The organism is Pseudarthrobacter sp. NS4 (genome assembly GCF_024758005.1).
Lineage (GTDB): Bacteria > Actinomycetota > Actinomycetes > Actinomycetales > Micrococcaceae > Arthrobacter.
The window spans coordinates 3,506,798-3,527,657 of the sequence record NZ_CP103288.1; the positions used below are offsets into that span (position 1 = coordinate 3,506,798).

General features: G+C 64.6%; 14 protein-coding genes and 1 pseudogene. 5 read left to right on the forward strand and 10 right to left on the reverse strand.

Annotated elements, in window-relative coordinates:
• The first annotated feature begins 2 nt into the window (after window positions 1-2).
• Window positions 3-3,392, forward strand: a complete 3,390-nt coding sequence (locus NXY83_RS16600; RefSeq protein ID WP_258803307.1) for a glycoside hydrolase family 78 protein — start codon at window positions 3-5, stop codon at window positions 3,390-3,392.
• A 12-nt stretch (window positions 3,393-3,404) separates the two neighbouring features.
• Here the strand turns inward: NXY83_RS16600 and NXY83_RS16605 are convergent, their stop codons facing one another.
• The 6 genes from NXY83_RS16605 to NXY83_RS16630 form a co-directional block, all read right to left on the reverse strand.
• Complete coding sequence (locus tag NXY83_RS16605; protein WP_258803308.1) at window positions 3,405-4,694, reverse strand: ABC transporter substrate-binding protein; 1,290 nt, start codon at window positions 4,692-4,694, stop codon at window positions 3,405-3,407.
• Window positions 4,695-4,799: 105 nt separating this feature from the next.
• Window positions 4,800-6,068, reverse strand: a complete 1,269-nt coding sequence (locus NXY83_RS16610; protein WP_258803309.1) for an MFS transporter — start codon at window positions 6,066-6,068, stop codon at window positions 4,800-4,802.
• A gap of 116 nt (window positions 6,069-6,184) precedes the next feature.
• Window positions 6,185-6,814: a Poxvirus protein I5 gene (locus tag NXY83_RS16615; RefSeq protein ID WP_258803310.1), complete on the reverse strand. Its 630-nt coding sequence runs from the start codon at window positions 6,812-6,814 to the stop codon at window positions 6,185-6,187.
• Between the two features lie 24 nt (window positions 6,815-6,838).
• Window positions 6,839-7,756: a carbohydrate ABC transporter permease gene (locus tag NXY83_RS16620; protein WP_258803311.1), complete on the reverse strand. Its 918-nt coding sequence runs from the start codon at window positions 7,754-7,756 to the stop codon at window positions 6,839-6,841.
• The gene (locus NXY83_RS16625) at window positions 7,753-8,706 is read right to left on the reverse strand and encodes a carbohydrate ABC transporter permease (protein WP_258803312.1); all 954 of its coding nucleotides are present in this window, start codon (window positions 8,704-8,706) and stop codon (window positions 7,753-7,755) included. The genes NXY83_RS16620 and NXY83_RS16625 overlap by 4 nt, the downstream gene beginning before the upstream one ends.
• A 48-nt stretch (window positions 8,707-8,754) precedes the next feature.
• Window positions 8,755-10,047: an ABC transporter substrate-binding protein gene (locus NXY83_RS16630; RefSeq protein ID WP_258803313.1), complete on the reverse strand. Its 1,293-nt coding sequence runs from the start codon at window positions 10,045-10,047 to the stop codon at window positions 8,755-8,757.
• A gap of 180 nt (window positions 10,048-10,227) precedes the next feature.
• Here NXY83_RS16630 and NXY83_RS16635 point away from each other — a divergent pair, with 180 nt between their 5' ends.
• Window positions 10,228-12,243, forward strand: coding sequence for a beta-galactosidase (locus NXY83_RS16635; protein WP_258803314.1), 2,016 nt, complete (start codon window positions 10,228-10,230; stop codon window positions 12,241-12,243).
• 351 nt (window positions 12,244-12,594) lie between these two features.
• A pseudogene (locus NXY83_RS21110) lies at window positions 12,595-12,789 on the forward strand (HNH endonuclease); the annotation flags it as partial.
• 38 nt (window positions 12,790-12,827) lie between these two features.
• Here the strand turns inward: NXY83_RS21110 and NXY83_RS16645 are convergent.
• Window positions 12,828-14,135, reverse strand: a complete 1,308-nt coding sequence (locus tag NXY83_RS16645; RefSeq protein WP_258803315.1) for an IS256 family transposase — start codon at window positions 14,133-14,135, stop codon at window positions 12,828-12,830.
• On the opposite strand from NXY83_RS16645, the gene NXY83_RS16650 reads away from it, so the two are divergent.
• Window positions 14,130-15,428 carry an HNH endonuclease gene (locus tag NXY83_RS16650; RefSeq protein ID WP_397427605.1) on the forward strand — a complete coding sequence of 433 codons (1,299 nt, stop codon included), beginning with the start codon at window positions 14,130-14,132 and terminating at the stop codon, window positions 15,426-15,428. The genes NXY83_RS16645 and NXY83_RS16650 overlap by 6 nt on opposite strands.
• Window positions 15,429-15,565: 137 nt before the next feature.
• On the opposite strand, the gene NXY83_RS16655 is transcribed toward NXY83_RS16650, so the two are convergent.
• The 3 genes from NXY83_RS16655 to NXY83_RS16665 form a co-directional block, all read right to left on the reverse strand.
• The gene (locus tag NXY83_RS16655) at window positions 15,566-16,921 is read right to left on the reverse strand and encodes an ABC transporter substrate-binding protein (RefSeq protein WP_258803316.1); all 1,356 of its coding nucleotides are present in this window, start codon (window positions 16,919-16,921) and stop codon (window positions 15,566-15,568) included.
• Between the two features lie 282 nt (window positions 16,922-17,203).
• Window positions 17,204-18,145 (reverse strand): carbohydrate ABC transporter permease, encoded by a 942-nt coding sequence (locus NXY83_RS16660; protein WP_258803317.1) that lies wholly within the window; start codon window positions 18,143-18,145, stop codon window positions 17,204-17,206.
• Window positions 18,135-19,079: a carbohydrate ABC transporter permease gene (locus NXY83_RS16665; protein WP_258803318.1), complete on the reverse strand. Its 945-nt coding sequence runs from the start codon at window positions 19,077-19,079 to the stop codon at window positions 18,135-18,137. The genes NXY83_RS16660 and NXY83_RS16665 overlap by 11 nt, the downstream gene beginning before the upstream one ends.
• Window positions 19,080-19,455: 376 nt before the next feature.
• Between NXY83_RS16665 and NXY83_RS16670 the strand changes: the two genes are divergently transcribed.
• A complete protein-coding gene (locus NXY83_RS16670; protein WP_258803319.1) occupies window positions 19,456-20,724 on the forward strand; it encodes an ABC transporter substrate-binding protein in 1,269 nt (422 codons plus the stop codon).
• Window positions 20,725-20,860: the final 136 nt, after the last annotated feature.

A 20,860-nucleotide genomic window follows, 5' to 3' on the forward strand; every position in this document is an offset into this window, starting at 1 on the left:
CGATGCCTGAGAGGACGGCTGCAACTAAAGGAAGCCACCACGGTTCCGCCGGCTCCTACGTCGACGGACCGGGGCAGCTGCGCGCAGCCGGCCTCCTGACGGACGGAATCCAGGAATGCCTCACCGCCGCCGCCCACCCCTCCTTCAGCTGGCAGTTGGCTCCCGCCGATAATGGCGATCCGGCCCTCGCCCTGCAAACGGGGTACGAAATTGTGGTCGAAGATGCCGAGGGCATGCAGTTGTGGACCTCGGGGCCGGCGCCGTCCGTCCTCCAGCGCGGCATCACCTATGCAGGTCCCGCACTCGACAGCGATGCCGACTATGCCTGGCGTGTCCAGGTCCGCGATGCAGCCGGAGTCCCCGGCGAATGGTCCGCTCCGCAACACTTCAGCACCGGCCTGGTGGATACAGCCTGGGAGGCTGACTGGGTCAGGCGGGCGCCGGGCGGCCGCGCGCCCCTGGAAGTCCTGAACCAGGCGCTCCGGGCGGCCGGCTCCCCTTTCCTGCCCATTCCGTGCCCTCCCCTGCGCACCTTCCGGCTTGAGGCCCGCCTCCGGCCGGTCATGGGGTGGGCGGGGTTGATCCTGCGCAGCAGCGGCCCGGGGACCGGCCTGCTGCTGGAGCTGAACACGGCCGGCGAGGTGGTCCTCCGCCATGCCGTGGAGTGGGAGATTCCCGCGCCGGCGGCACCGGAAACCGCAGTGCTGGCCCGCGCCCATGGCGCCCGGGGCCGGCAGGTACATCAGGAGCGGTTGCCCGGAAAGGACCTGGTTGCCGGTGACTGGCAGGACCTGGCAGTCACCGACGACGGGCAGGCCATCCGGGTATCCCTGGACGGTGTTGAGCTGCTGGTGCTGCACCAGCCGGCCGTACCGGGAGCCGCGGGGAGGCTCGCTCTCCACCAGGGCCCGCGAAGCCAGGCCGAGTACGCCTCGCTGCGGATCTCCGGCGCGGACACTGCAGGAATCGGCCTGAATGTGGGCGCCACATCCTCATGGGACGTGCTGCTGGACCACCGCTTCGATGCCAGTGAAGACCATGCCCGGGCGTGCCTGGCCCACTGGCCCCGGACCACGGCCCACCGCCAGCCGGACGAGTGGACCCTCTTCCGGACCTCCCTGGAACTCACCGGAACCGTGCGCCGGGCCCGGCTGTACGTCGCCGCAAACCACCACGCGCAGGTTTCACTGGCCGGCACGCACTGCCTCAGCACCACCTCCTTCGGCTATCCGGGCGAGGGGTACTACGACGCTGCGGACGTCACCTCCGTCCTGGCGGAGCAGCCGCAGGACAGTCCGGTTCCGCTGGCCGCCCTGCTGCACTGGTACGGTCCGGGCCAGGGCCGCGCGGCCGGAGTGCCCGGCCTTCTGGTCCGGCTCAGCGTGGACTACACGGACGGCCGGCGGGACGTGTTTGTCTCCGGTCCCGACTGGTCCGCGGCCGAGGCCCCCTACCGGCAAGCCGGCTACCGCAATGACGAAGGCGACCCCGTGGAGCACCTGGACGGGGATGCCGCAGCGTCGCTGGCCACTGCACCGCTCTCCTCGGCCAACGACGTGCCCGCAGCCATCAGCTACGGCAGCCACCCCACTCCGGAGTTTCCGCAGGTTCACCCCCGGCGCACCTTCCCCGCGGAAGAGTTTGTAGCGCCGCGGGAGTTCCTGACCGCCGACGACGGCACCATGGTGGCGGACTTCGGCCAGGTCCTGCCCGGGCGCCCCGAGATCGACTTCCTGGACGGCATTCCGGGCCGCACCGTCATGATCCGCGCGGGTTACGTCCTGCGTGCCGACGGACGGGTGGACGCCGGCAAGACCGCCAGCCAGAACACCGATATGTCCTTCCCCTACACCCAGGCTGCCGGACCCCAGGAGTACCGGGCAACGGTGCATCTGGGCTTCCGTTACCTTGAACTTCCCGGTGTGGAGGCCGGGGACGTGTCCCGGATCGGCGCCGTAGTGGTCCACGGCCGGCATCCCGGCGAGGGCAGCTTCAGCAGCTCCGATCCCACGCTCGACGCCGTCTTCAGGCTGTTGCGGGACTCGGCGCTTTACGGGGTCCAGGAGCAGTTCGTGGACACGCCCACCCGCGAAAAAGGCCAGTTCCTGGCGGACGCGGTCAACATCTCCTACGCCACCATGGCACTTTTCGGCGAGCACGCATACACAGCCCAGGCGCTGCGGGAGTTCGGCTGGTCCGCCCTCCGCTACTGGACTGCCGGCGACGACAAGGGCCACTATAACGCCGTGTATCCCAACGGGGACGGCAAGCGCGACATCCCGGACTTTTCCCTGATGCTCCCGGAATGGGCGGAGGAGTACCACCTGCGGACGGGCGATATTGCCCTGGTTCGGGAGCTCCTGCCGCACCTGTGCGACACGGCGGACTATGCCCTGCGCTACATCGCGCAGGACGGGCCGACGGCGGGACTGGTCACGGCGCTCGGCGGCGGCTCAGGGCCCTACCTCCACGGCATCGTCGACTGGCCGGCGCCCGGCCGGTTCGGCTACGACATGGAGTGCGCCGCCAGGACCACCGTCAACGCCCAGGCATATTCAGCGCTGGTATCCACGGCCCGGCTGTGCAGCATCGCGGGCAAAGAGGACGACGCGATCCGCTACGCCGCATCTGCACGGAACCTTGCCGAGGCCATCCGCACCCGCCTGCGCGTGGATGGCGTGATGGTGGACGGCCTGCACACAGACGGCACACCCAGCCCGCACGCCTCGCAGCATGCGACGTCCTTCCCACTCTCCCTCGGCATCACAGGCAACGATCACGCCGGGGCTGACGCCCGGCACATTGCGGCAATGGCGATGCGGCAGGGTCCGCTGACCGTCCACCGCCTGGTCCGTGCCCTGCTGGCCCAAGGAATGACGGATGGGGTCCTGGATCTCCTCACTACCAAGGACCAGCCCGGCTGGGCGAGGCTCCTGGAGCGCGGAGCCACCTTCACTTGGGAAGCCTGGGACGTGGTCGAGGGAACGGACTACAGCCAGTCCCACGCCTGGTCCGCCTCCGTGGTCAAGGAAATCCTGGAGCACCTGCTCGGCGTCCGGTACAGCTCCCCCGGCGGCGCCGAACTCCTCATTGAGCCGCCGCTGTGCCGCCTCGCGCACGCCCGGGGCACAGTTCCCGCAAGCAACGGCTACGCTGCGGTCAGCTGGCGGCGGGAAGACGGTCTGCTCCATCTGGAGTGCACGGTCCCGGCAGGAGTCACCGCGCTTGTCCGCCTGCCGGCCGGCACCTACGGAATCAAGGGCCCGTCCGCGGATGCCGCCGTCGCGCTTTCCGCCCCGGACACCGGGGACGGCAAGGCGGCACCGATGTCCACGCGCGGCTTCCGGGTACATCCCGGCACCTGGACCTTTATACCGTCCGCAAGTTCCTGAAGTCCCGCAAGGTCAGAGGAGGGCGCTCCTGGCCTCGTCCATGGCCTTCTTTGCTGCTTCCTCCGGCGACAACCGGCTGAAGTGCACTTCCAGCGAGTGGCGGCCCAGGACTTCCACCACGGCGCTTGATCCGGCTGGTGGCACCGGAACCGCGTCACCCAGTTCGTCCGAGATCTCGTCGATGAATTCTGCCGTTTTAGCGTCGGCAGGGGTCAGCTGGGACGCTATTGCCTCGCGGATTTCGGAGTTCGCGGGAATGCCGCGGTCCGCGAGACCGATTTCCCCGGCTTTGGCGTTGTTGGTGACGAAGTCGATGAACTTCTGGGCTTCTACCGGATGCTTGGTCCGGGAGCTGGCTGACCAGAACATGGAGGACTTGTAGAACTGCTGGGCTTCGGCAGCCTTCCCCTCGACGCTCGGGGGCCGGCGGATCTCCAGGTCCTGTCCGGAGGCCTTGCTGAGGGCGCCCAGCTGGTTGGACCAATACATGTTCATGGCGAACTTGTTGGTGGACAAGCCCTGCTGGTCAATGGACGCGCTGGCATCCTCGGTGATCACCGACGGCGGGGGGACGGCCTTGGAGTCGCGCATCCTGGCCTGGTACTCATACCACTCGGCCAGTGCAGCCTCGTCGAATCCCAGCTTGCCGTCCGACGTGAACAGCGACTTCCCTTGCTGCCGGAACCACAGGTTTGCAGCCGCGTCGCTGTTGACCTGGCCCGTCCCGTAGACGCCGTCCGGGCTGGCCGCGGTGATGGCTGCGGCTGTTTCGTTGAGGTCGTCCCACGTCCAGGTCTCATCATCCGGGAGGGTAACCCCGCTTGCTGCGACGAGCGCTGGGTTCGCCAGGACCACCATGGCGTTGACGCCGCTGGTCACTCCATACTGTTTGCCGTCCACCTTGCCGGAGTCGGCCACGGGCTGGTCAAACTTCGACAGGTCCACGTCCTTCAGCTCAAGCAAGGCGCCACGTTCGGAGTATTCACCCAGGTAGGCCGCGTCCATCTGGATGATGTCCGGGGCGTCCTGCGAGGCTACCTGCGTTGCCAGCTTGTCCCAGTAGCCGCTCCAGTCGCCGTACTCCCCCTGGATGTTGATATTGGGGTTCTCCGCCTCAAAGGCCTCGATAAGCTTTTCCGTCAACTTGTGCCGGGTGTCGGAACCCCACCAGCTGAAGCGCAGGGTCACGGGTCCGTCGGAGGAACCCTGCGGCGAGCCGCCACAGCCGGTCAGGACCAGCGAAAGGGCTGCGGCGGCGGCAGCGGCCTTTGGCAGGAAGGATTTTTGGGCGCGAAGCTTCATCGTTTCTCCTAGGTGGGCGGGAGCTGAGACCAAACAGAAACCGGTTTCCCACAGCGTAGGTGGGAGCTGCCGCACCGTCAAGGACTTCGAGGGACCGCCGGAGGTCTAGGCGGGCCGGGCGTTGGACCGCCTGCCATGCCACCAGAGAAGCAGGCCGATGACGGCCGCGGAGAGCATACCCAGCGCGCCGGTCGTCACGAGCCCGAGCCGCACGCCAAACTGCTCCGTCAGCCACCCGGCCAGGAGTCCGCCCAAGGCGTGCCCGCCCAGCAGGAGGGGCAGGTACAGTGCCATGACCCGGCCGCGGATCTCCGGGCCGGCTTCAAGCTGCACGGCGGTGGCGGCACTGGTCAGGAACAGGAGCGTCATCAGGCCCACCACCACCAGCATTGCCACGAACAGCTCAAGGTTGGGCATCAAAGCGGCCACCAGCTGGGCAAGTCCGAAGAGCCCCGCTGCCGCTACGATGCCCTTCCTGCCCAGGCTCCGAAGGCGGGCAGCCAGCAGGGCGCCGGCGAGGGCTCCGATGGCACTGACGGTATTGAACAGGCCGAATCCTTCTACCCCGTTGTGCCACACCCGTTCGGCAAAGGCCGCCAGCACCACGGGGCCGTTCATGCCGAACATCCCAAGGAGCCCGGCCAGGGCAATAATCAGCAGCAGCGAAGGCCGCTCCCGGACATACCGGAATCCTGCCAGCAGCTGGCCCCGCCCCCGTTCTGCGGGGGTGCTTGGGTGCAGTTCGGCGGGACGGATGGCAGCGAACAGGCAAAGCACCAGCAGGCACAGCAGAGAGTTGGCTGCGAATGCTGCTGCCGATCCCACTTGGGCGATGACGACTCCAGCCAAGGCGGGGCCCACCATCGCACCCAGTTGGCCAATGGCATTGTTCAGGCCGATTGCGGGCCGGAGGGCGGCGTCGCCCACTACTTCGTTGACGAAGACCTGGCTGGCGGGCTGGTTGATGGCTGCAGTCACGCCGAGCGCTATGCAGCTGGCGTAGACGGCCCAGACCGTGATGGTCCCGCTCGCAGCCCAGGCAGCCAGGCCCATGGCCAGGAAGGCAATGACCGCCTGGCAGAGCAGCATGATGCGGCGCTTGGGAAACATGTCCACGAGCAGGCCGCTGAGGGGGCCCACGATCAGCATGGGGAGGAATTGCAGTGCGACGGCCACGCCCACGGCGGCAGGGCTGCCCGTCAGCTGCAGCACCAGCCAGTCCTGGGCCAGCCTCTGCATCCACACGCCCACGCTCCCGGTGAACACCAGGGCCAGGAAGAGCCGGTAGTTGCGCTGCTTAAGGGGTTGGTACCACGGAACGTGGCTGTTCGGGGAACGGAAGGACTGTTCGGAACGCTGGCGGTCGGAAGACACGTCGGACTCACTCAATTAGTGACGGGCAGAACCAGGGAATGTTGATGCCGGCCGTTGTTTCCAACCGCCGGTGATGCCGCCTTGCCGGCAGTACCACCGTGCGTGCTGGTGGTACTTCAGGCGCGCCTGGAGCGCAGTTTTACCGCTGCGGCGGCCAGGATCAGGGTGCCGGGAACCACAACGAAGAGCGCCGCCAGCATCCAAACAAACACCACTGCCCCAAAGAGCGCGGCAGCCAGCAGGCCGGATCCGGACCAGTCCTTCAGTGACAGGGCCTGGCCGGTCTCGAGCGCGGAGCGCCAGGCGTTGCGGGAATCGGCGCGGGAGCCGGTGAAGTCGGACCAGGCGGCCGTGGTGCGCAGGAGCACGACGGCGCCTGCGGCCGCGAGGATCAGGGTGGCCGGCAGCACCACTTCCCGGCCGGGAAGCTGCCCCACCCATGCCAGTAAAAGGTTAAGGACAATCACGACGGCGGCTGCCGCCGTCGTGATTCCCAGCTTCCAGCTGCCGGGCAGCGCAGTCTTGAACGTTCCCCACAGGCCGCGGACGGAATCGTCCCGGCCTGAGAGGTGCCGTTCCAAGTGGGCGATCCCCGCCGCGTATGCGGCGGGGATCGTCACGAGGGGGATGGACAGCACCAGCACCAGAACCCCTGCCAGGAGGGTTTCGGAGAACAGCGCGAAGCGGTTCACCGGGATCGGTTCGTGGTGGTTGGCTTCGGGTGTGGTGCGGTCCATGATGCTCATTTTCTGTGTGGGTTTCCGGGGCCGTCAGCCCTTGAGGCCCTGGGTGGAGACGCCTTCAACAATGTACCGCTGGAAGACCAGGAAGAAGATCAGCACCGGCAGCAGGGCCAGGACGGACATCGCGATCATGGCACCGTAATCCGAGCTCTGGGTCTGGTCCACGAAGAGTCGGAGAGCCAGCGGCAGCGGGTACTTGTCCGGGGTGTTCAGGTAGAGCAGCGGGCCCAGGAAGTCGTTCCAGCTCCAGATGAAGGAGAAGATCGACGTGGAGATCAGGGCCGGCTTCATCAGCGGCAGCATGATGGACCCGAAGATCCGTACATGGCCGGCGCCGTCGATCCTTGCTGCCTCGTCCAGCTCAGCTGGAAGGTTGCGCATGAACTGGACCATGAGGAACACGAAGAACGCGTCGGCGGCCAGGAACTTGCCGATCAGCAGCGGCACGTAGGTGTCCACGAGGCCCAGCTGCTGGAACACGATGTACTGCGGGATGATCACCACGTGGAAGGGCAGGAGCAGGGTGGCGATCATCATGCCGAAGAATATGCTGCGGCCGGGGAACTTGATCCGGGCGAACGCGTAGGCCGACACGCTGGCCGAGAGGATGGTTCCCACCACTGCACCGACAGCCAGGATCAGCGAGTTGGTGAAGAACGTGAGGGTGGAAACTCCGCCGATGCCGTCCATTGCCGTGACGAAGTTGTCGAAGCTGAAGTTGCTCGACCACAGCGACGTGTTGGATCCGCCGATCTCGGAGTTGGGCTTGAAGGACGAAGCAATCATCCACAGGCCCGGGTACAGGACCACAGCGGTGAGGGCAAGGGCCACTATGTGGAAGACGGTGCTCTTGACGCGCTTGGTCCCGGCCGACTCGGACTTGGGGTTGTAGTGCGCCAGTTCTGCATCCGGGAGGGACTGGGTGGGGGTTGCCATTGCTGTCATTTTGCATCACCGCTGTAGTGGACCCAGGACTTGGACGTGCGGAAGAAGATCAGGGTAATGATGCCGACGACGATCACCAGGAGCCAGGCCATTGCCGAGGCGTAGCCCATCCGGAAGTCGCTGAAGCCCCGCAGGTACAGGTAGAGGGTGTAGAAGAGGGTGGAGCCGGCCGGGCCGCCTTCACCGTTGGAGATGATGTAGGCCGAGGCGAAGATCTGGAACGCGTGGATGGTTTCCATCAGCAGGTTGAAGAAGATCACCGGGGAAAGCATGGGCCAGGTGATGTTGAAGAACTTCCGAATCGGGCCGGCACCGTCCATGGACGCCGCTTCGTACAGGTCAGCCGGGATCTGCTTCAGGCCGGCGAGGAAGATCACCATCGGGGCGCCGAACTGCCAGACCGTCAGCAGGATGAACATCGGCATGGTCATGGCCGGGTTGCCCACCCAGCCGCCCAGGTTGATCCCGAAGAAGGACAGTCCCTGGTCCACAGGGCCGGAATCGCCGAACATGGCTTTCCAGACGATCGCGATGGAAACAGACGCGCCGATCAGGGACGGGGCGTAGAACGCCGAGCGGTAGAAACCCTGGCCCCGGCGCTTGCTGTTCAGCAGCATCGCCACCGCCAGTGCAGCGGCAAGTTTCAGGGGGGTACCGAAGACCACATAGCTCACGGTAACGCCCACCGACTGCAGGAACCGTTCGTCCTGGAAGAGGGTGGTGTAGTTGTCCAGGCCAATCCACTTGGGCGCCTCGAACAGGTTGTAGTTGGTGAAGGACAGGTAGAGCGAGGAAATCATGGGCCCAACAGTGAGGGCGATGAATCCCAGCAGCCAGGGCAGCAGGAAGGTGTAGCCGGCGCGGGCGTCCGCCCCCCGCTGCCGCGACTTGCGTGGCAGCGGGGAGTCGGACTGTGCCGAACGCCTGCTCAGTGTTGGGCTTTGAGTCACGAGTTCATTCCGTCAGTTGTGAAGGCCTTGATCAGACGATGTGCCTGATTAGGCGTTCTGCTTGATGAGGTCTTCGGCTTCCTTGAACCATGCGTCGGCTGCGCCGTCGATGGTCAGCTTGCCGTAGTTCAGGTCCGAGCTGACGCGCTTGAAGGAAGCCTCGAGGGTGCCGAAGCCGACGATGGGCGGCTCAGGGGCGTCCTTGAGGTACTGCTCGATGGACTTTTCGTAGTCGACAACAATCTTGTCCGTACCTTCGAACGTGGTACCGTCCCGCTGGGTCTTGGAGGCGGGAACACCACGGGAGGTCTTGAAGATCTGGCCTACCTCGGGATCATTCACCATGAAGTCGATGAAGCGGGCTGCAGCGTCCTTGTACTTGGTCTTGGCGCTGGCCACCATCAGCATGGACGGCTTAAGGAACAGGCCGAGGTTGTCCGGATCGTCCGAGGGCGGCGGCACCAGCTTGAGTTCCTTGGCGCCGCTGTCCGCGAGGTAGCCGGCCATGAAGTTGTCCCAGGTGAACTCGGTAGCCGCTGCATTGGAGCCGAACGGCGACTTGGGGGCGAGCTGGGTGACACGCTCTTCGGGAATGATGGCCGGAGTACCGCGGAGGGCTGCCGTCGTATTCCACCACTCCTTCAGGTCATCCTTGGTGAAGCCAAGCTTGCCGTCCTCGGTGAAGGCCTCGATGTTGTTCTGGCGCAGCCAGATGTTGAACATCCACCAGATGCCGGTGTAGTCGCCGCCACCGTAGAGCTCGCCATTGCTCTTGGTGCCGATCTCAGTCATGAAATCGTTGAATTCCTTGTAGGTCCAGCTGCCGTCCGGCTCGGCGATGCCCAGGGAAGCAAGCTTGGCAGGATCGTAGTAGACGGCGAAGGCGTTGGTGCTGGTGGGGATGCCGTAGGTTTTGCCCTTGATCTGGCCGGAGGGCAGGAGGGACTTCTCAAAAGCCGAGGTGTCGATGTTGACGGTGCCCAGGTCCAGGAGCTGGTTGCGCTGGCCGTAGTCCCGCAGGTAAGACAGGTCCCACTGCATGACGTCAGGGAGGCCGCCGCCGGCTGCCTCGGTGGCGCGCTTCTGCCAGTAACCGGCGAAGTCGGTGAAGTTGCCGTTGACCTTGATGTCCGGGTTCTTCTCCTCGAACAGTGCAATGGCCTTGCGGGTACGCTCGGCACGGTCGTCGTTGCCCCACCAGGTGTAGTTGATGGTCACGGGGTTCTCCGCGGAGCCCGTCTCCCCCGCGCTGGTGCCAGCGCCTGTCCCACAGGCCGCCAGCGCGGCGGCAGATGCGGTGCCGACGGCTACGGTGGTGAGGAAATGCCTTCTGTTAATCATGGGAGCCTCCTTGCTCGACGTGTGCAGTCCCTTTGTCGCTCATTTACTACAACGTGAGTAGTGAGCTGGCTTACACGGCTTCTGAAACGATACAATATCCGTATTCCCTGAAATGGGCAAGCGTTTTCCACAGATCCATTTTCATGCAGGTACCACCATCCCCGCAGACCAAGGAGTCCCATGACGTTGCAGAAAACTTCCAGCCCGGACAGCGTCTGGAACAACATCGAAGGTGTCGCCTATGGCGGGGACTACAACCCGGAGCAGTGGCCGGTCAGCGTCCGGCTGGAGGACTTGGAGCTGATGCAGGAAGCCGGCGTGAACTTCCTCAGCGTTGGGATCTTCTCCTGGGCACTGCTGGAACCGGCGGAGGGACAGTACGATTTCGGCTGGCTGGACGAAGTGCTGGACAATTTGGCCGGCATCGGCGTGAAGGTGGCCCTGGCCACCGCGACCGCGGCACCTCCGGCGTGGCTGGTACGCAGGCACCCGGAAATCCTGCCGGTCACGGCTGACGGAACCGTGCTGGGACCGGGCTCGCGGCGGCACTATACGCCGTCGTCGGCCGTGTACCGGCAGTATGCCAAGGGCATCACCCGGGTCCTGGCGGAGCGGTACAAAGACCACCCTGCGCTGGCACTGTGGCACGTGGACAACGAGCTGGGCTGCCACGTCTCCGAATTCTACGGCGAAGAGGACGCCGCCGCCTTCCGCAGCTGGCTGGAGCGGCGCTACGGCACCATCGACGCGCTCAATGCGGCGTGGGGAACTGCCTTTTGGAGCCAGAACTACGGCTCCTTCGAGGAAATCCTTCCTCCTGGAGTTGCCCCCAGCAGCCTGAACCCGGGCCAGCAGCTGGACTTCCAGCGGTTCAACTCGTGGGCCCTGATGGATTACTACCGCGACCTTGTGTCCGTGCTCCGCGAAGTGACGCCCTCAGTTCCCTGCACCACTAACCTGATGGCGTCCAGCGCCACCAGGTCCATGGACTATTTCCAGTGGGCCAAGGACCTGGACGTCATCGCGAACGACCACTACCTTGTGGCGGCCGATCCGGAGCGGCACATCGAACTCGCGTTCAGCGCGGACCTCACCCGGGGAATTGCGGGTGGCGACCCGTGGATCCTGATGGAACATTCGACGTCGGCCGTCAACTGGCAGCCGCGGAACCAGCCAAAGATGCCCGGTGAGATGCTCCGCAACTCGCTCGCGCATGTAGCGCGCGGCGCTGATGCCGTCATGTTCTTCCAGTGGCGCCAAAGCTTTGCCGGCTCCGAGAAGTTCCACTCGGCCATGGTGCCGCACGGCGGGCGCGAGACCCGGGTGTGGCGGGAGGTGGTGGACCTGGGCGCCGCGCTGAAGCGCCTCGAGCCCGTCCGGGGCTCGCGGGTGGACTCCCGGGCGGCCATCGTCTTTGACTACGAGGCCTGGTGGGCCAGCGAAATCGATTCCAAGCCCAGCATTGACCTCCGGTATCTGGACCTGCTGCGGGCCTTCCACCGTTCCCTGTACCTGCGGGGCGTTTCAGTTGACTTGGTGCACCCTTCGGCGTCGCTTGAGGGTTACGACCTGGTCCTCGTCTGCACGCTGTACTCAGTTACCGATGATGCCGCAGCCAATATTGCGGCTGCCGCTTCGACCGGCGCCACCGTACTGGTCAGCTACTTCAGCGGGATCGCGGACGAGAAGGACCATGTCCGGCTGGGCGGCTACCCGGGAGCATTCCGTGAACTGTTGGGGGTGTGGGTGGAGGAATTCCATCCCCTGCTGGCCGGCTCCCAATTGAAACTGAGCGACGGCAGCGTCTCGTCCATTTGGAGCGAGCACGTGCAGCTTGCCGGCGCGGAAGCAGTGCAGACCTTCACCGAGTACCCGCTGGAAGGCGTGCCGTCCCTGACCCGACGGCCCGTTGGCAGTGGAGCGGCGTGGTACCTCGCCACCTTCCCCGACCGCGACGGTATCGAGGCCCTGGTGGATCGGCTCCTGGCTGAATCCGGCGTTGCCCCGGCGGCCGTGGCCGACCCCGGTGTGGAGGTCACGCGGCGGCGCTCCGCCGACGGTGGCAGCTTCCTGTTCGCCATCAACCACACCCGCTCTGATGCTTCCGTTGAGGCTGCCGGGAGGGACCTGCTGACGGGTGAAGCGTTTGCCGGGAGTGTTGCGGCCGGTAGCGTGGCGGTCATTGCTGAGGGATAAGTCTCTCTGAGCCGGGGTGTCGCCTGATGAGCGGTGACGCCCCAGTTCCAGCTTTGCTGCCCCCGGCACACATATAAGTACGACGGCGGCGCGTTGCTTGGCAGCCCCCATCGCACCTTATTGCCACGCCACCAGAAAAGCCTTAGTGCACCGCTTGCCCGTTGCCCACGTCTGGTTTTCCACATACAGCTTCCAGCTGCAGTTTTTGTCACACCCTGCTGGAAGACTTTGGTTATGGAAGCGGTTGGGGCACTGGCAAGGGCAGGAACAGCGGGAAACCCTGCTGTTCCGTCGGTTGCGGGTGTCCTGGAGGGCCTGTCTGCTGTCCGTGTTTGTGCTGACGATGCGGGGATGATTGAGCAGTTGCGGGAGCTTGAGGATTTGAAGTCTGCCGCAGCCGCCAAGCAGGCGCAGATCGCTGTGGCCTTTGACCTGTCCCAGCGCCGGGCCCAGACTGCGGCGGGGGTTCCTGCCGCTGGGCTGGGCGCGGGGGTCGGTGCTCAGGTCGCGTTGGCGAGGCGTGAATCCCCGGCCCGCGGCGGCCGGCGAGCCTGTCAAGTTGTTTGTGTAAGTGAGGTGGAGTCTTATCGGTTGAGGTAGGGTCCGAGTCTGTCGGGGTAGTTCAGAACGAGGACGCCAAGGGCTTCGCTCCATCCTTGCGTGAAGGTTCCTTCGATAAGTTTTTCGACTGTCTTGGAACGGTTTCCCCGGGCCTTGCCTTCGAGTCTCGCGCGGTCGCTGGCGCGTTTGTCTTCGATGTTGCAGATGGCCAGCCAGAGGAGTTTCACGGCAGCCTGGTCGTTGGGAAAGTGCCCGCGGTTCTTGATGATCTTGCGTAGCTGGTAGTTCAGCGACTCGATCGCGTTGGTGGTGTAGATGATGCGCCTAACCGGTGGGGGGAAGGCCAGGAATGGGATGAATTTCTCCCAGCCGTTGCGCCAGGTCCGGACCGTCGCGGGGTATTTCCTGCCGAGGTCGGAGGCCTCGAACGCGTCCAGGGCGTCCTGGGCGGCCTCGGCTGTCGGGGCGGTGTACACCGGCCGCAGCGCGGAAGCGACCTTCCTGCGGTCCTGGTAGCCGATGAAGCGCATCGAGGCCCGGATCAGGTGCACGACGCAGGTCTGGACGGTCGCGGCCGGCCATGTCGCTGCGACGGCCTCGGGGAAGCCGGTGAGCCCGTCGCAGCAGACAATCAGTACGTCCTTCACGCCGCGGTTGGCCAGTTCGGCGCAGACCCCGGCCCAGAACCTCGCGCCCTCGGTGGCTTCGACCCAGATGCCCAGGACGTGCTTGATGCCGTCCATGTCCACGCCCACCGCGATGTGCGCGGCACGGTTCTGCACCTGGTGTCCGTCCCGGACTTTGACGACGATCGCGTCCAGGTACAGGATCGGATACAGCGGCTCCAGAGGCCGTTTCTGCCATTCCATGACCTCATCCAGGACCGCGTCGGTGATCTTGGAAATCGTCTCGTGTGAAAGCTCGGTCCCCAGCGTGGATTGCAGATGATGGGCAATGTCCCGCACCGTCATCCCACCGGCGTAAAGGCTGATGATCATGTCATCCAGGCCCCCGGTGCGGCGGGCACCTTTCGGGACCAGATGCGGGGTGAACGACCCGTCGCGGTCCCTTGGCACGGCCAGATCCACGTCCCCGGCGGAGGTCCCCAGCGTCTTGGCATACGACCCGTTCCGGGAGTTGGGCAGGAAACGGCCGATCGGATCGCCCTTGTCATAGCCCAAATGCCCGGAGAGCTCGGCCTGCAATCCGCGTTCCAGGGAGGCCTTGATCAGCTGCTGGATGAAACCGTCCTTGCCATCGAGTTCGAGCTGGCCGGAATCGATCTGCGCCATCAGCTCATCAAACGCGCCGGAAGCCTTCAGCGCATCCATGCTGCCGGCCGCCGCTGCACGACGGGCCAGGTCCTCCGCCAGCTCTTCACGGGGTTTCGTCATAGCCACAATGATTCTCCAATCATCCAGCGACTACAGCTCTCCTACACAAACAATCTGACACCCCCCGGCCGGCTCCTGGGCCTGGCCAAAGCCCTCGTCACGGAGATGCCCCGGACGCTGGCCGCCCTGGGGTCCGGGCAGCTGAACGAATGGCGGGCCACACTCCTGGTAAAGGAAACAGCCTGCCTGTCCGCGGATGACCGGTGCGCGGTGGATGAGGAGATCGCCGCCGACACCGGATCCCTGGCCGGGGCCGGGACCCGGGCCATCACCGCCGCGGTCCGGGCCGCCGCGTACCGGCGGGACCCGCACTCGGTCGCGCGGCGGGCCAGCCACGCCGTCACCGAACGCAGCGTGAGCCTGCGCCCGGCACCGGACACCATGACCTACCTGACCGCGCTGCTGCCCGTCGCCCAGGGCGTCGCCGCCCACGCCGCCCTGACCCGGCACGCCGACACGCTCCGCTCCACCGGTGATGAACGGACCAGGGGCCAGATCATGGCCGACGCCCTGGTCGGACGCCTCACCGGAACCCCGGCCGGGATCACCGGCATCGAAATCCAGCTCGTCATGACCGACCGCGCCCTCTTCCAGGGCGACAGCGAACCCGCCCGGCTCCCCGGCTACGGCACCGTCCCGGCCCAATGGGCACGGGAAACAGTTCTGAACGGGTCAACGGGCGCCGAAACCGGTCCAGCTGAAAATGCCAGGTTGTCCGTCTGGCTGCGCCGGCTCTACACCGCCCCCGGCACCGGCGAACTCGTCGCAATGGACTCAAAAGCCAGGATCTTCCCGCCCGGGCTCCGCCGGTTCCTCCAGATCCGGGACGACACCTGCCGCACCCCCTACTGCGACGCACCGATCCGGCACCACGACCACATCATCCCCCGGCACAACAACGGCCCAACCACCGCCGGCAACGGCCAAGGACTCTGCGAAGCCTGCAACCACACCAAAGAAAACCCCCGCTGGTATGCAAAGCCTCTCCCCGGCGGACGCCACACGGTCGTAACCCGCACCCCCACCGGCCACACCTACCACTCCACCCCACCCCCGCTACCCGGGACCGCGCTGACCACGGCTCCCCCGGTTCGCGCTCCGGCCGGGCTACTACCCGACGGTGCCGGCCCGCCGTCGGGAGGGCGGGAGGCTGCCGGGCACCCAGACCGAAGAAAACCAGGCGTCGTCGTACTGGGCCGCGTCATGCCGCATCAGCCCTGTCCCGCCTGAACGCCTCCGTCTTAAACAGCACCGTCCCGGAGGAACCAGTGGTTCCTGCCGGGACGGTGCTGCCACCCGCCGTCGGACGCTGTGGGCGGAGGAGGCATCCAACCAAAGTGTCCAGAGCCGTGTTGGCGGTGTGAAGACTAGCTGCTGATGGCGGACTTCATCTCGTCATGCGCCTTCTTGCCTGCTTCCTCCGTGGACAGCCGCTCGAAGAGGACCTCGGAGGTGTACCGCTTGATGATCTCCTGGATGGAACCGGCGCCCTTCGGCGGCGGAGCAGGGGCCTCGCCAAGCTCGTCCTTGATCTGGTCGATGAACTTGACCACCTTGACGTCGGCGGGGGTCAGCTTGGATTCGATGGCTGCACGGACCTCTGAGTTCGGATATACACCACGGTCGGCCAGGAGCGCTTCGCCGGCCTTGACGTTGTTGGTTAGGAAGTGGATGAACTTGGCGGTTTCCTCGGGGTGCTTGGTCCGTGAGGAGGCTGACCAGAACTGCGAAGCCTTGTACCAGAGCCCGGCGTCAGCGGCCTTTCCGGTCTTGGTGGGGAAGCGCAGGATCTTCAGGTCGCCGCCGGATGCCTTTTCCAGGGCAGGAGCCTGGTTGGACCACCAGAACGCCATGCCGTTCTTACCGGTGGCGAGTCCGCTCTGGTCCAGCGGTGCGGCCTCAGCCTCTATTACTTCGGAAGCGCACGGAACTGCCTGCTTCTCGCTGAGCTGCTTCAGGAACGCCCACCATTCGGCGATATCACTCGGCTCAAAGCCCAACTTGCCGTCTGAGGTGTACAGGGATTTGCCGTTCTGGCGGAGCCATACGCCCAGCGAAGCCTCATCGGTTCCGTAGGCGGCGGCGCCGTAGGTGCCCTTGGGAGATTTGGCGGTGATTTCGGCGGCGATCCGTTCGAAGTCCTGCCAGGTCCAGGTGGAGTCGTCGGGCAGAGGCACTCCTGCAGCTTCGAAGACTTTAGGGTTGGCCAGGATGGTTGCGGCATTGATGCCGGCAGCGATGCCGGTCAGGCCGTCGTCACTCTTGCCGGCATTGAGCGCGGCTTCGTCGAGTTTGGAGGTGTCGATCTCATGCTTCGACAGGTCCAGGAGAGCGCCGCGGCTGGAGTATTCGGTGATGTACTTTTCATCCATCTGGATGATGTCCGGGGCGTCGTTTGCCGCGACCTGGGTGGCCAGCTTGTCCCAGTAACCGCTCCAATCGCCGAATTCCGGCTTGATCTTGATGTTGGGGTTCTCGGCTTCGAACTGCTTGATGGCCTCCTGGGTCAGCTGGGCGCGCTTGTCGCCGCCCCACCAGGAGAACCTGAGTTCAACAGGGCCGTCACTTTGCGGGGCGGCTCCCCCACCGCAAGCGCTGAGGGCCATGACGACGGCGGCCGCGGCGGCTACGACGCCTGTCTTACGGATTCGGCGGGCTGCGCCGGAGGAGTTTGTACCTGCAGCCTGCTTGGCAGCAGATGCAGAGCGGGGGAAAAGCGGCACTGGGTACTCCGATCTTCTTCGATCTTGGTCTTGGGGATGGGTTGCTTCGATGCTGTCTGCGGGGTTCGAGAAAGTGTAGCTGAGGGGGCAGCCGCAGAGAAAACGCTTTCTGCACCTAATACTATAAGTTAGAAACTTGTAATACAAGATGTTGGCGGGCGAATTTCCAAAGGACCTGCCCCACGCCGCACCCGAACGGCCCGCCACAAGGACGGGCCGTTCGGGCTTGCGGGTGTTACGGGGAAGCCGCTGGACCGCGGCGCCCGCTCCTCCCACTGCGGACTACTTGATGCCGGTGGTGGCGATGCCCTTGATGAGGAACCGCTGGCCGAAGAGGAAGACCAGGAAGACCGGCAGGAGGGAGACGATGGACATGGCGAACAGCGATCCCCAGCTGGTGGCGGACTGTGAGTCAACGAAGGCCCGCAGTGCTACCGGAACGGTGAACATGTCCGGATCCGTCAGGTAGATCAGGGCGCTGAAGAAGTCGTTCCAGGTCCAGATGAAGGTGAAGATGGTGGTGGTGGCCAGGGCCGGGACCATCAGGGGCAGGATGACCTGCAGGAAGATGCGCGGGTGGCCGGCGCCGTCGATCCTGGCTGCTTCGTCCAGGTCCTTGGGGATGCCGCGGATGAACTGCACCATCAGGAAGACGAAGAAGGCTTCGGTGGCCAGCAGCTTGGGTACGATCAGCGGCCAGAAGGTGTTCACCCAGCCGATCTGCGAGAACAGGATGTACTGCGGGACGATCACTACGTGGAACGGCAGCATGATGGTCAGGAGCATGATGCCGAAGAGCAGCTTCTTGGCGGTGAACTGCAGCCGCGCAAAGGCGTAGGCGGCCATGGAGCACGAGATCAGGTTGCCCAGGATGCATCCGATCACCACAATCGCGGAGTTGATCATGTAGTGGCCGAACGGGTGGGTCAGGGCGGACCAGCCGGAGGTGTAGTTGCTCATCTCCAGGCTGCTAAGCCACAGGCCAGGCTCACGGAAGATCAGTTCATTGGGCCGAAGGGAAGAAACCACCATCCACAGCAGCGGGTAGATCATCAAACCGCCCGCAATGATCAGGATGGCATGCTTCATCAGGGACTTTCCGCGCTGCGCCCGGCTGAACGCCAGGGTTCCGCGGGACTCGCGGGGCTTGCGGTGGTTCGTAGGCTTGCCGGCGCCTCCGGACTTCTTGTCCGGGGTGGGCAGCGTCTCCAGCTTAGTCGTCATAGAAAACCCAATACTTAGAAGCGATGAAGTTGACGGCGGTGAATACGCCGATGATCACCAGCAGGACCCACGCCATGGCTGAGGCGTAGCCCATGTCGAACTGGCCGAAGCCCTTTTGGTAGAGGTACAGCGTGAAGAACATCGTGGAGTCCGAAGGGCCGCCGTTGCCGCCCGAGACGATGAACGCCTGGGTAAACGACTGGAACGAACCGATGATCTGCAGCACCAGGTTGAAGAAGATGATCGGGCTCAGCATCGGCAGGGTGATCCGCCAGAACTGCTGAAGGGTGGTGGCACCATCGACCCTTGCTGCCTCGTAATACATGTGCGGTATCTGCCGCAGGCCCGCCAGGAAGATGATCATGGGGGCACCAAAGGTCCACACATGCAGCAGGATGATCGAACCAAGTGCCGTACTGGGGTCAGAGATCCAGCCCGGCCCCTGGATGCCGAACATCGCCAGGACCTGGTTAACCAATCCGGCAGTGCCGAAGATCTGCTTCCAGAGGATGGCGACGGCGACCGATCCGCCCAGGAGGGACGGCAGGTAGAACACCGAGCGGTAGAACGGCAGGCCGCGCAGGCCCTTGTCCAGGACGAGTGCGATCAGAAGTGCCACGGCCAGCTGAAGCGGCACGCCGACGAAGACATACGTGAACGTCACGCCCAACGAGTTGTGAAGCCGCGCATCACTGAGCATCCGGGTGAAGTTGTCCAGCCCCGTCCACTGCGGGGGCTGGAGCAGGTTGTAGTCCGTGAAGGACAGGTACAGGGACATCAGCATCGGGCCGATGGTGATGGCTACAAGGCCCACCAGCCACGGAAGGAGGAAGATGTAGGCGGCCTTATTGTCCCGGCCGTTCGCCTTCTTCTCCGCGGCGGTGAGCTTGCCCTTCCGGCGGGAAATCGAACTGAGTTCGCTGATGGCGCTCACTGCAGCTGCCCCGTCCGGTGCAGGCCCGCATCTGTCGGCGTTTCTGCCGGGCGCGGTGTCCTGGGTATGTGTTTTGCGGCCATGTGGTCTCCTTTGGTCATCGTGGCCTCCACGTCTGTGGTCATCGCCGGGGCGACGTCTTCGAGCACTTAGGGGCGCCGCGATCCGCGCTGCAACAAAGTCAGGTCTGCGTGGTCCGGGCGCCGCCGGGGGTGCTGATGGAAAAGCGGCTCGGTACCAAAGTAAACGGTTTCTTGACTCCTGTATAGCCCTTTGTTAGTTTTTGAGAAAACGCTTTCTGTAATGCGCATCACTCACCACTAGATCACACAACCTGAGGGGCACAACAATGCGGTTTCGTCTCAAGAAGTCAGTAATGGGGGTCGCCGGCGCAACAGCCGCGCTGGCCATGGTTCTCACCGGCTGCGGCAGCAGCCCGGAAGCAGGAAAGGTAGGGACGGCGGAGGACCCGGTCACCATCCGGTTCGCCTGGTGGGGCAACGACTCCCGCGCCAAGACCACCTTGGACGTCATCAAGGACTTCGAGGCCGCCAACCCCACCATCAAGGTCCAGGGCGAGAACACCGAATTCAGCTCGTACTGGGACAAGATGGCAACGCAGATCGCCGGCGGCACCACTCCGGATGTGTTCGCCATGAGCGGTTCCTACCCCAGCGAATACTCCAGCCGGGGCGTCCTGCTGGACCTGGACAAGGTAAAGGACCAGATCGACACCTCCAAGTTCGCCGAAGGAACAGTGGACCTGGGGAAGATCGACGGCAAGCAGTACACCATCACAGCCGGCGTCAACTCGATGTCAATGGTGGTCGACCCCACGGTTTTCGAAGCCGCGGGCGTTGAACTTCCGGATGACGAGACCTGGACCTGGGACGACTACGCGGACATCGCGGCCGAGATCACCAAGAAGTCGCCTGCGGGTACCTTCGGCACCACCCCCATGGCCAACGATTCCTTCCTGGCCGTCTGGGCCCGTCAAAACGGTGAGGCCCTGTACACGGACGATGGCAAGAAGATGGGCATCAGCGAGGACACCCTTGCGCGCTGGTTCGAACTGAACAAGAAGCTCATGGATACGGGCGGTGCACCGTCCGCGTCACAGACCGTGGAAGACGGCTCAGCACAGCCTGAGATGACCCTGATGGGCCAAGGCAAGCAGGGCATGAAGATCTCGTGGAGCAACCAGATGACTTCCTACTCGGGAGCACCGTTGGAGATGATGAAGCTGCCCGGTGAGAGCAAGGAACCGGGCGCATGGCTCCGTTCATCCATGGAGTACGCCATTTCCTCCAAGTCGGCACACCCCAAGGAAGCCGCGCTCTTCATCAACTACCTGGTCAACAACATGGATGCAGCCAGCAAGATCAAGAGCGACCGCGGCATGCCAGCCAACACTGAACTGAAGGCCGGCATCACTCCCCTCCTGAAAGATACGCAGCAGAAGGAGGCGGCGTACCTGGACCGCATTGCGGAGATGAAGATCGATCCGCCGACGCCGTTCCCGGCCGGTTCCTCCTCCACCATGGAGGTTCTGAACCGTTACAACACGGATGTACTGTTCGGAAAGATCTCCCCGCGTGACGCTGCCAAGGGCATGATCAACGAGGTCAACCAGAACCTGGGCTGACCCCGCGGGCAGCGGCTGCTGAACCAACAGCAGCCGCTGCAGCAACAAAAACCGCACCAATAACGCCAGGACAGGAGGCAGGCCAGTGGGCACCGGAGCAGGTTCCAGCGCACGCAGTACTGAGACACGCAGAACC

What these genes read in the sequence shown, in the direction of transcription:
- NXY83_RS16645 (WP_258803315.1), bottom strand. Translation starts at nt 14,135, where the DNA reads ATGGATGCGCTGAAGGCTTCCGGCGCGTTTGATGAGCTGATGGCGCAG.
- NXY83_RS16615 (WP_258803310.1), bottom strand. Translation starts at nt 6,814, where the DNA reads ATGAGCATCATGGACCGCACCACACCCGAAGCCAACCACCACGAACCG.
- NXY83_RS16605 (WP_258803308.1), bottom strand. Translation starts at nt 4,694, where the DNA reads ATGAAGCTTCGCGCCCAAAAATCCTTCCTGCCAAAGGCCGCTGCCGCC.
- NXY83_RS16630 (WP_258803313.1), bottom strand. Translation starts at nt 10,047, where the DNA reads ATGATTAACAGAAGGCATTTCCTCACCACCGTAGCCGTCGGCACCGCA.
- NXY83_RS16620 (WP_258803311.1), bottom strand. Translation starts at nt 7,756, where the DNA reads ATGACAGCAATGGCAACCCCCACCCAGTCCCTCCCGGATGCAGAACTG.
- NXY83_RS16600 (WP_258803307.1), top strand. Translation starts at nt 3, where the DNA reads ATGCCTGAGAGGACGGCTGCAACTAAAGGAAGCCACCACGGTTCCGCC.
- NXY83_RS16660 (WP_258803317.1), bottom strand. Translation starts at nt 18,145, where the DNA reads ATGACGACTAAGCTGGAGACGCTGCCCACCCCGGACAAGAAGTCCGGA.
- NXY83_RS16635 (WP_258803314.1), top strand. Translation starts at nt 10,228, where the DNA reads ATGACGTTGCAGAAAACTTCCAGCCCGGACAGCGTCTGGAACAACATC.
- NXY83_RS16670 (WP_258803319.1), top strand. Translation starts at nt 19,456, where the DNA reads ATGGGGGTCGCCGGCGCAACAGCCGCGCTGGCCATGGTTCTCACCGGC.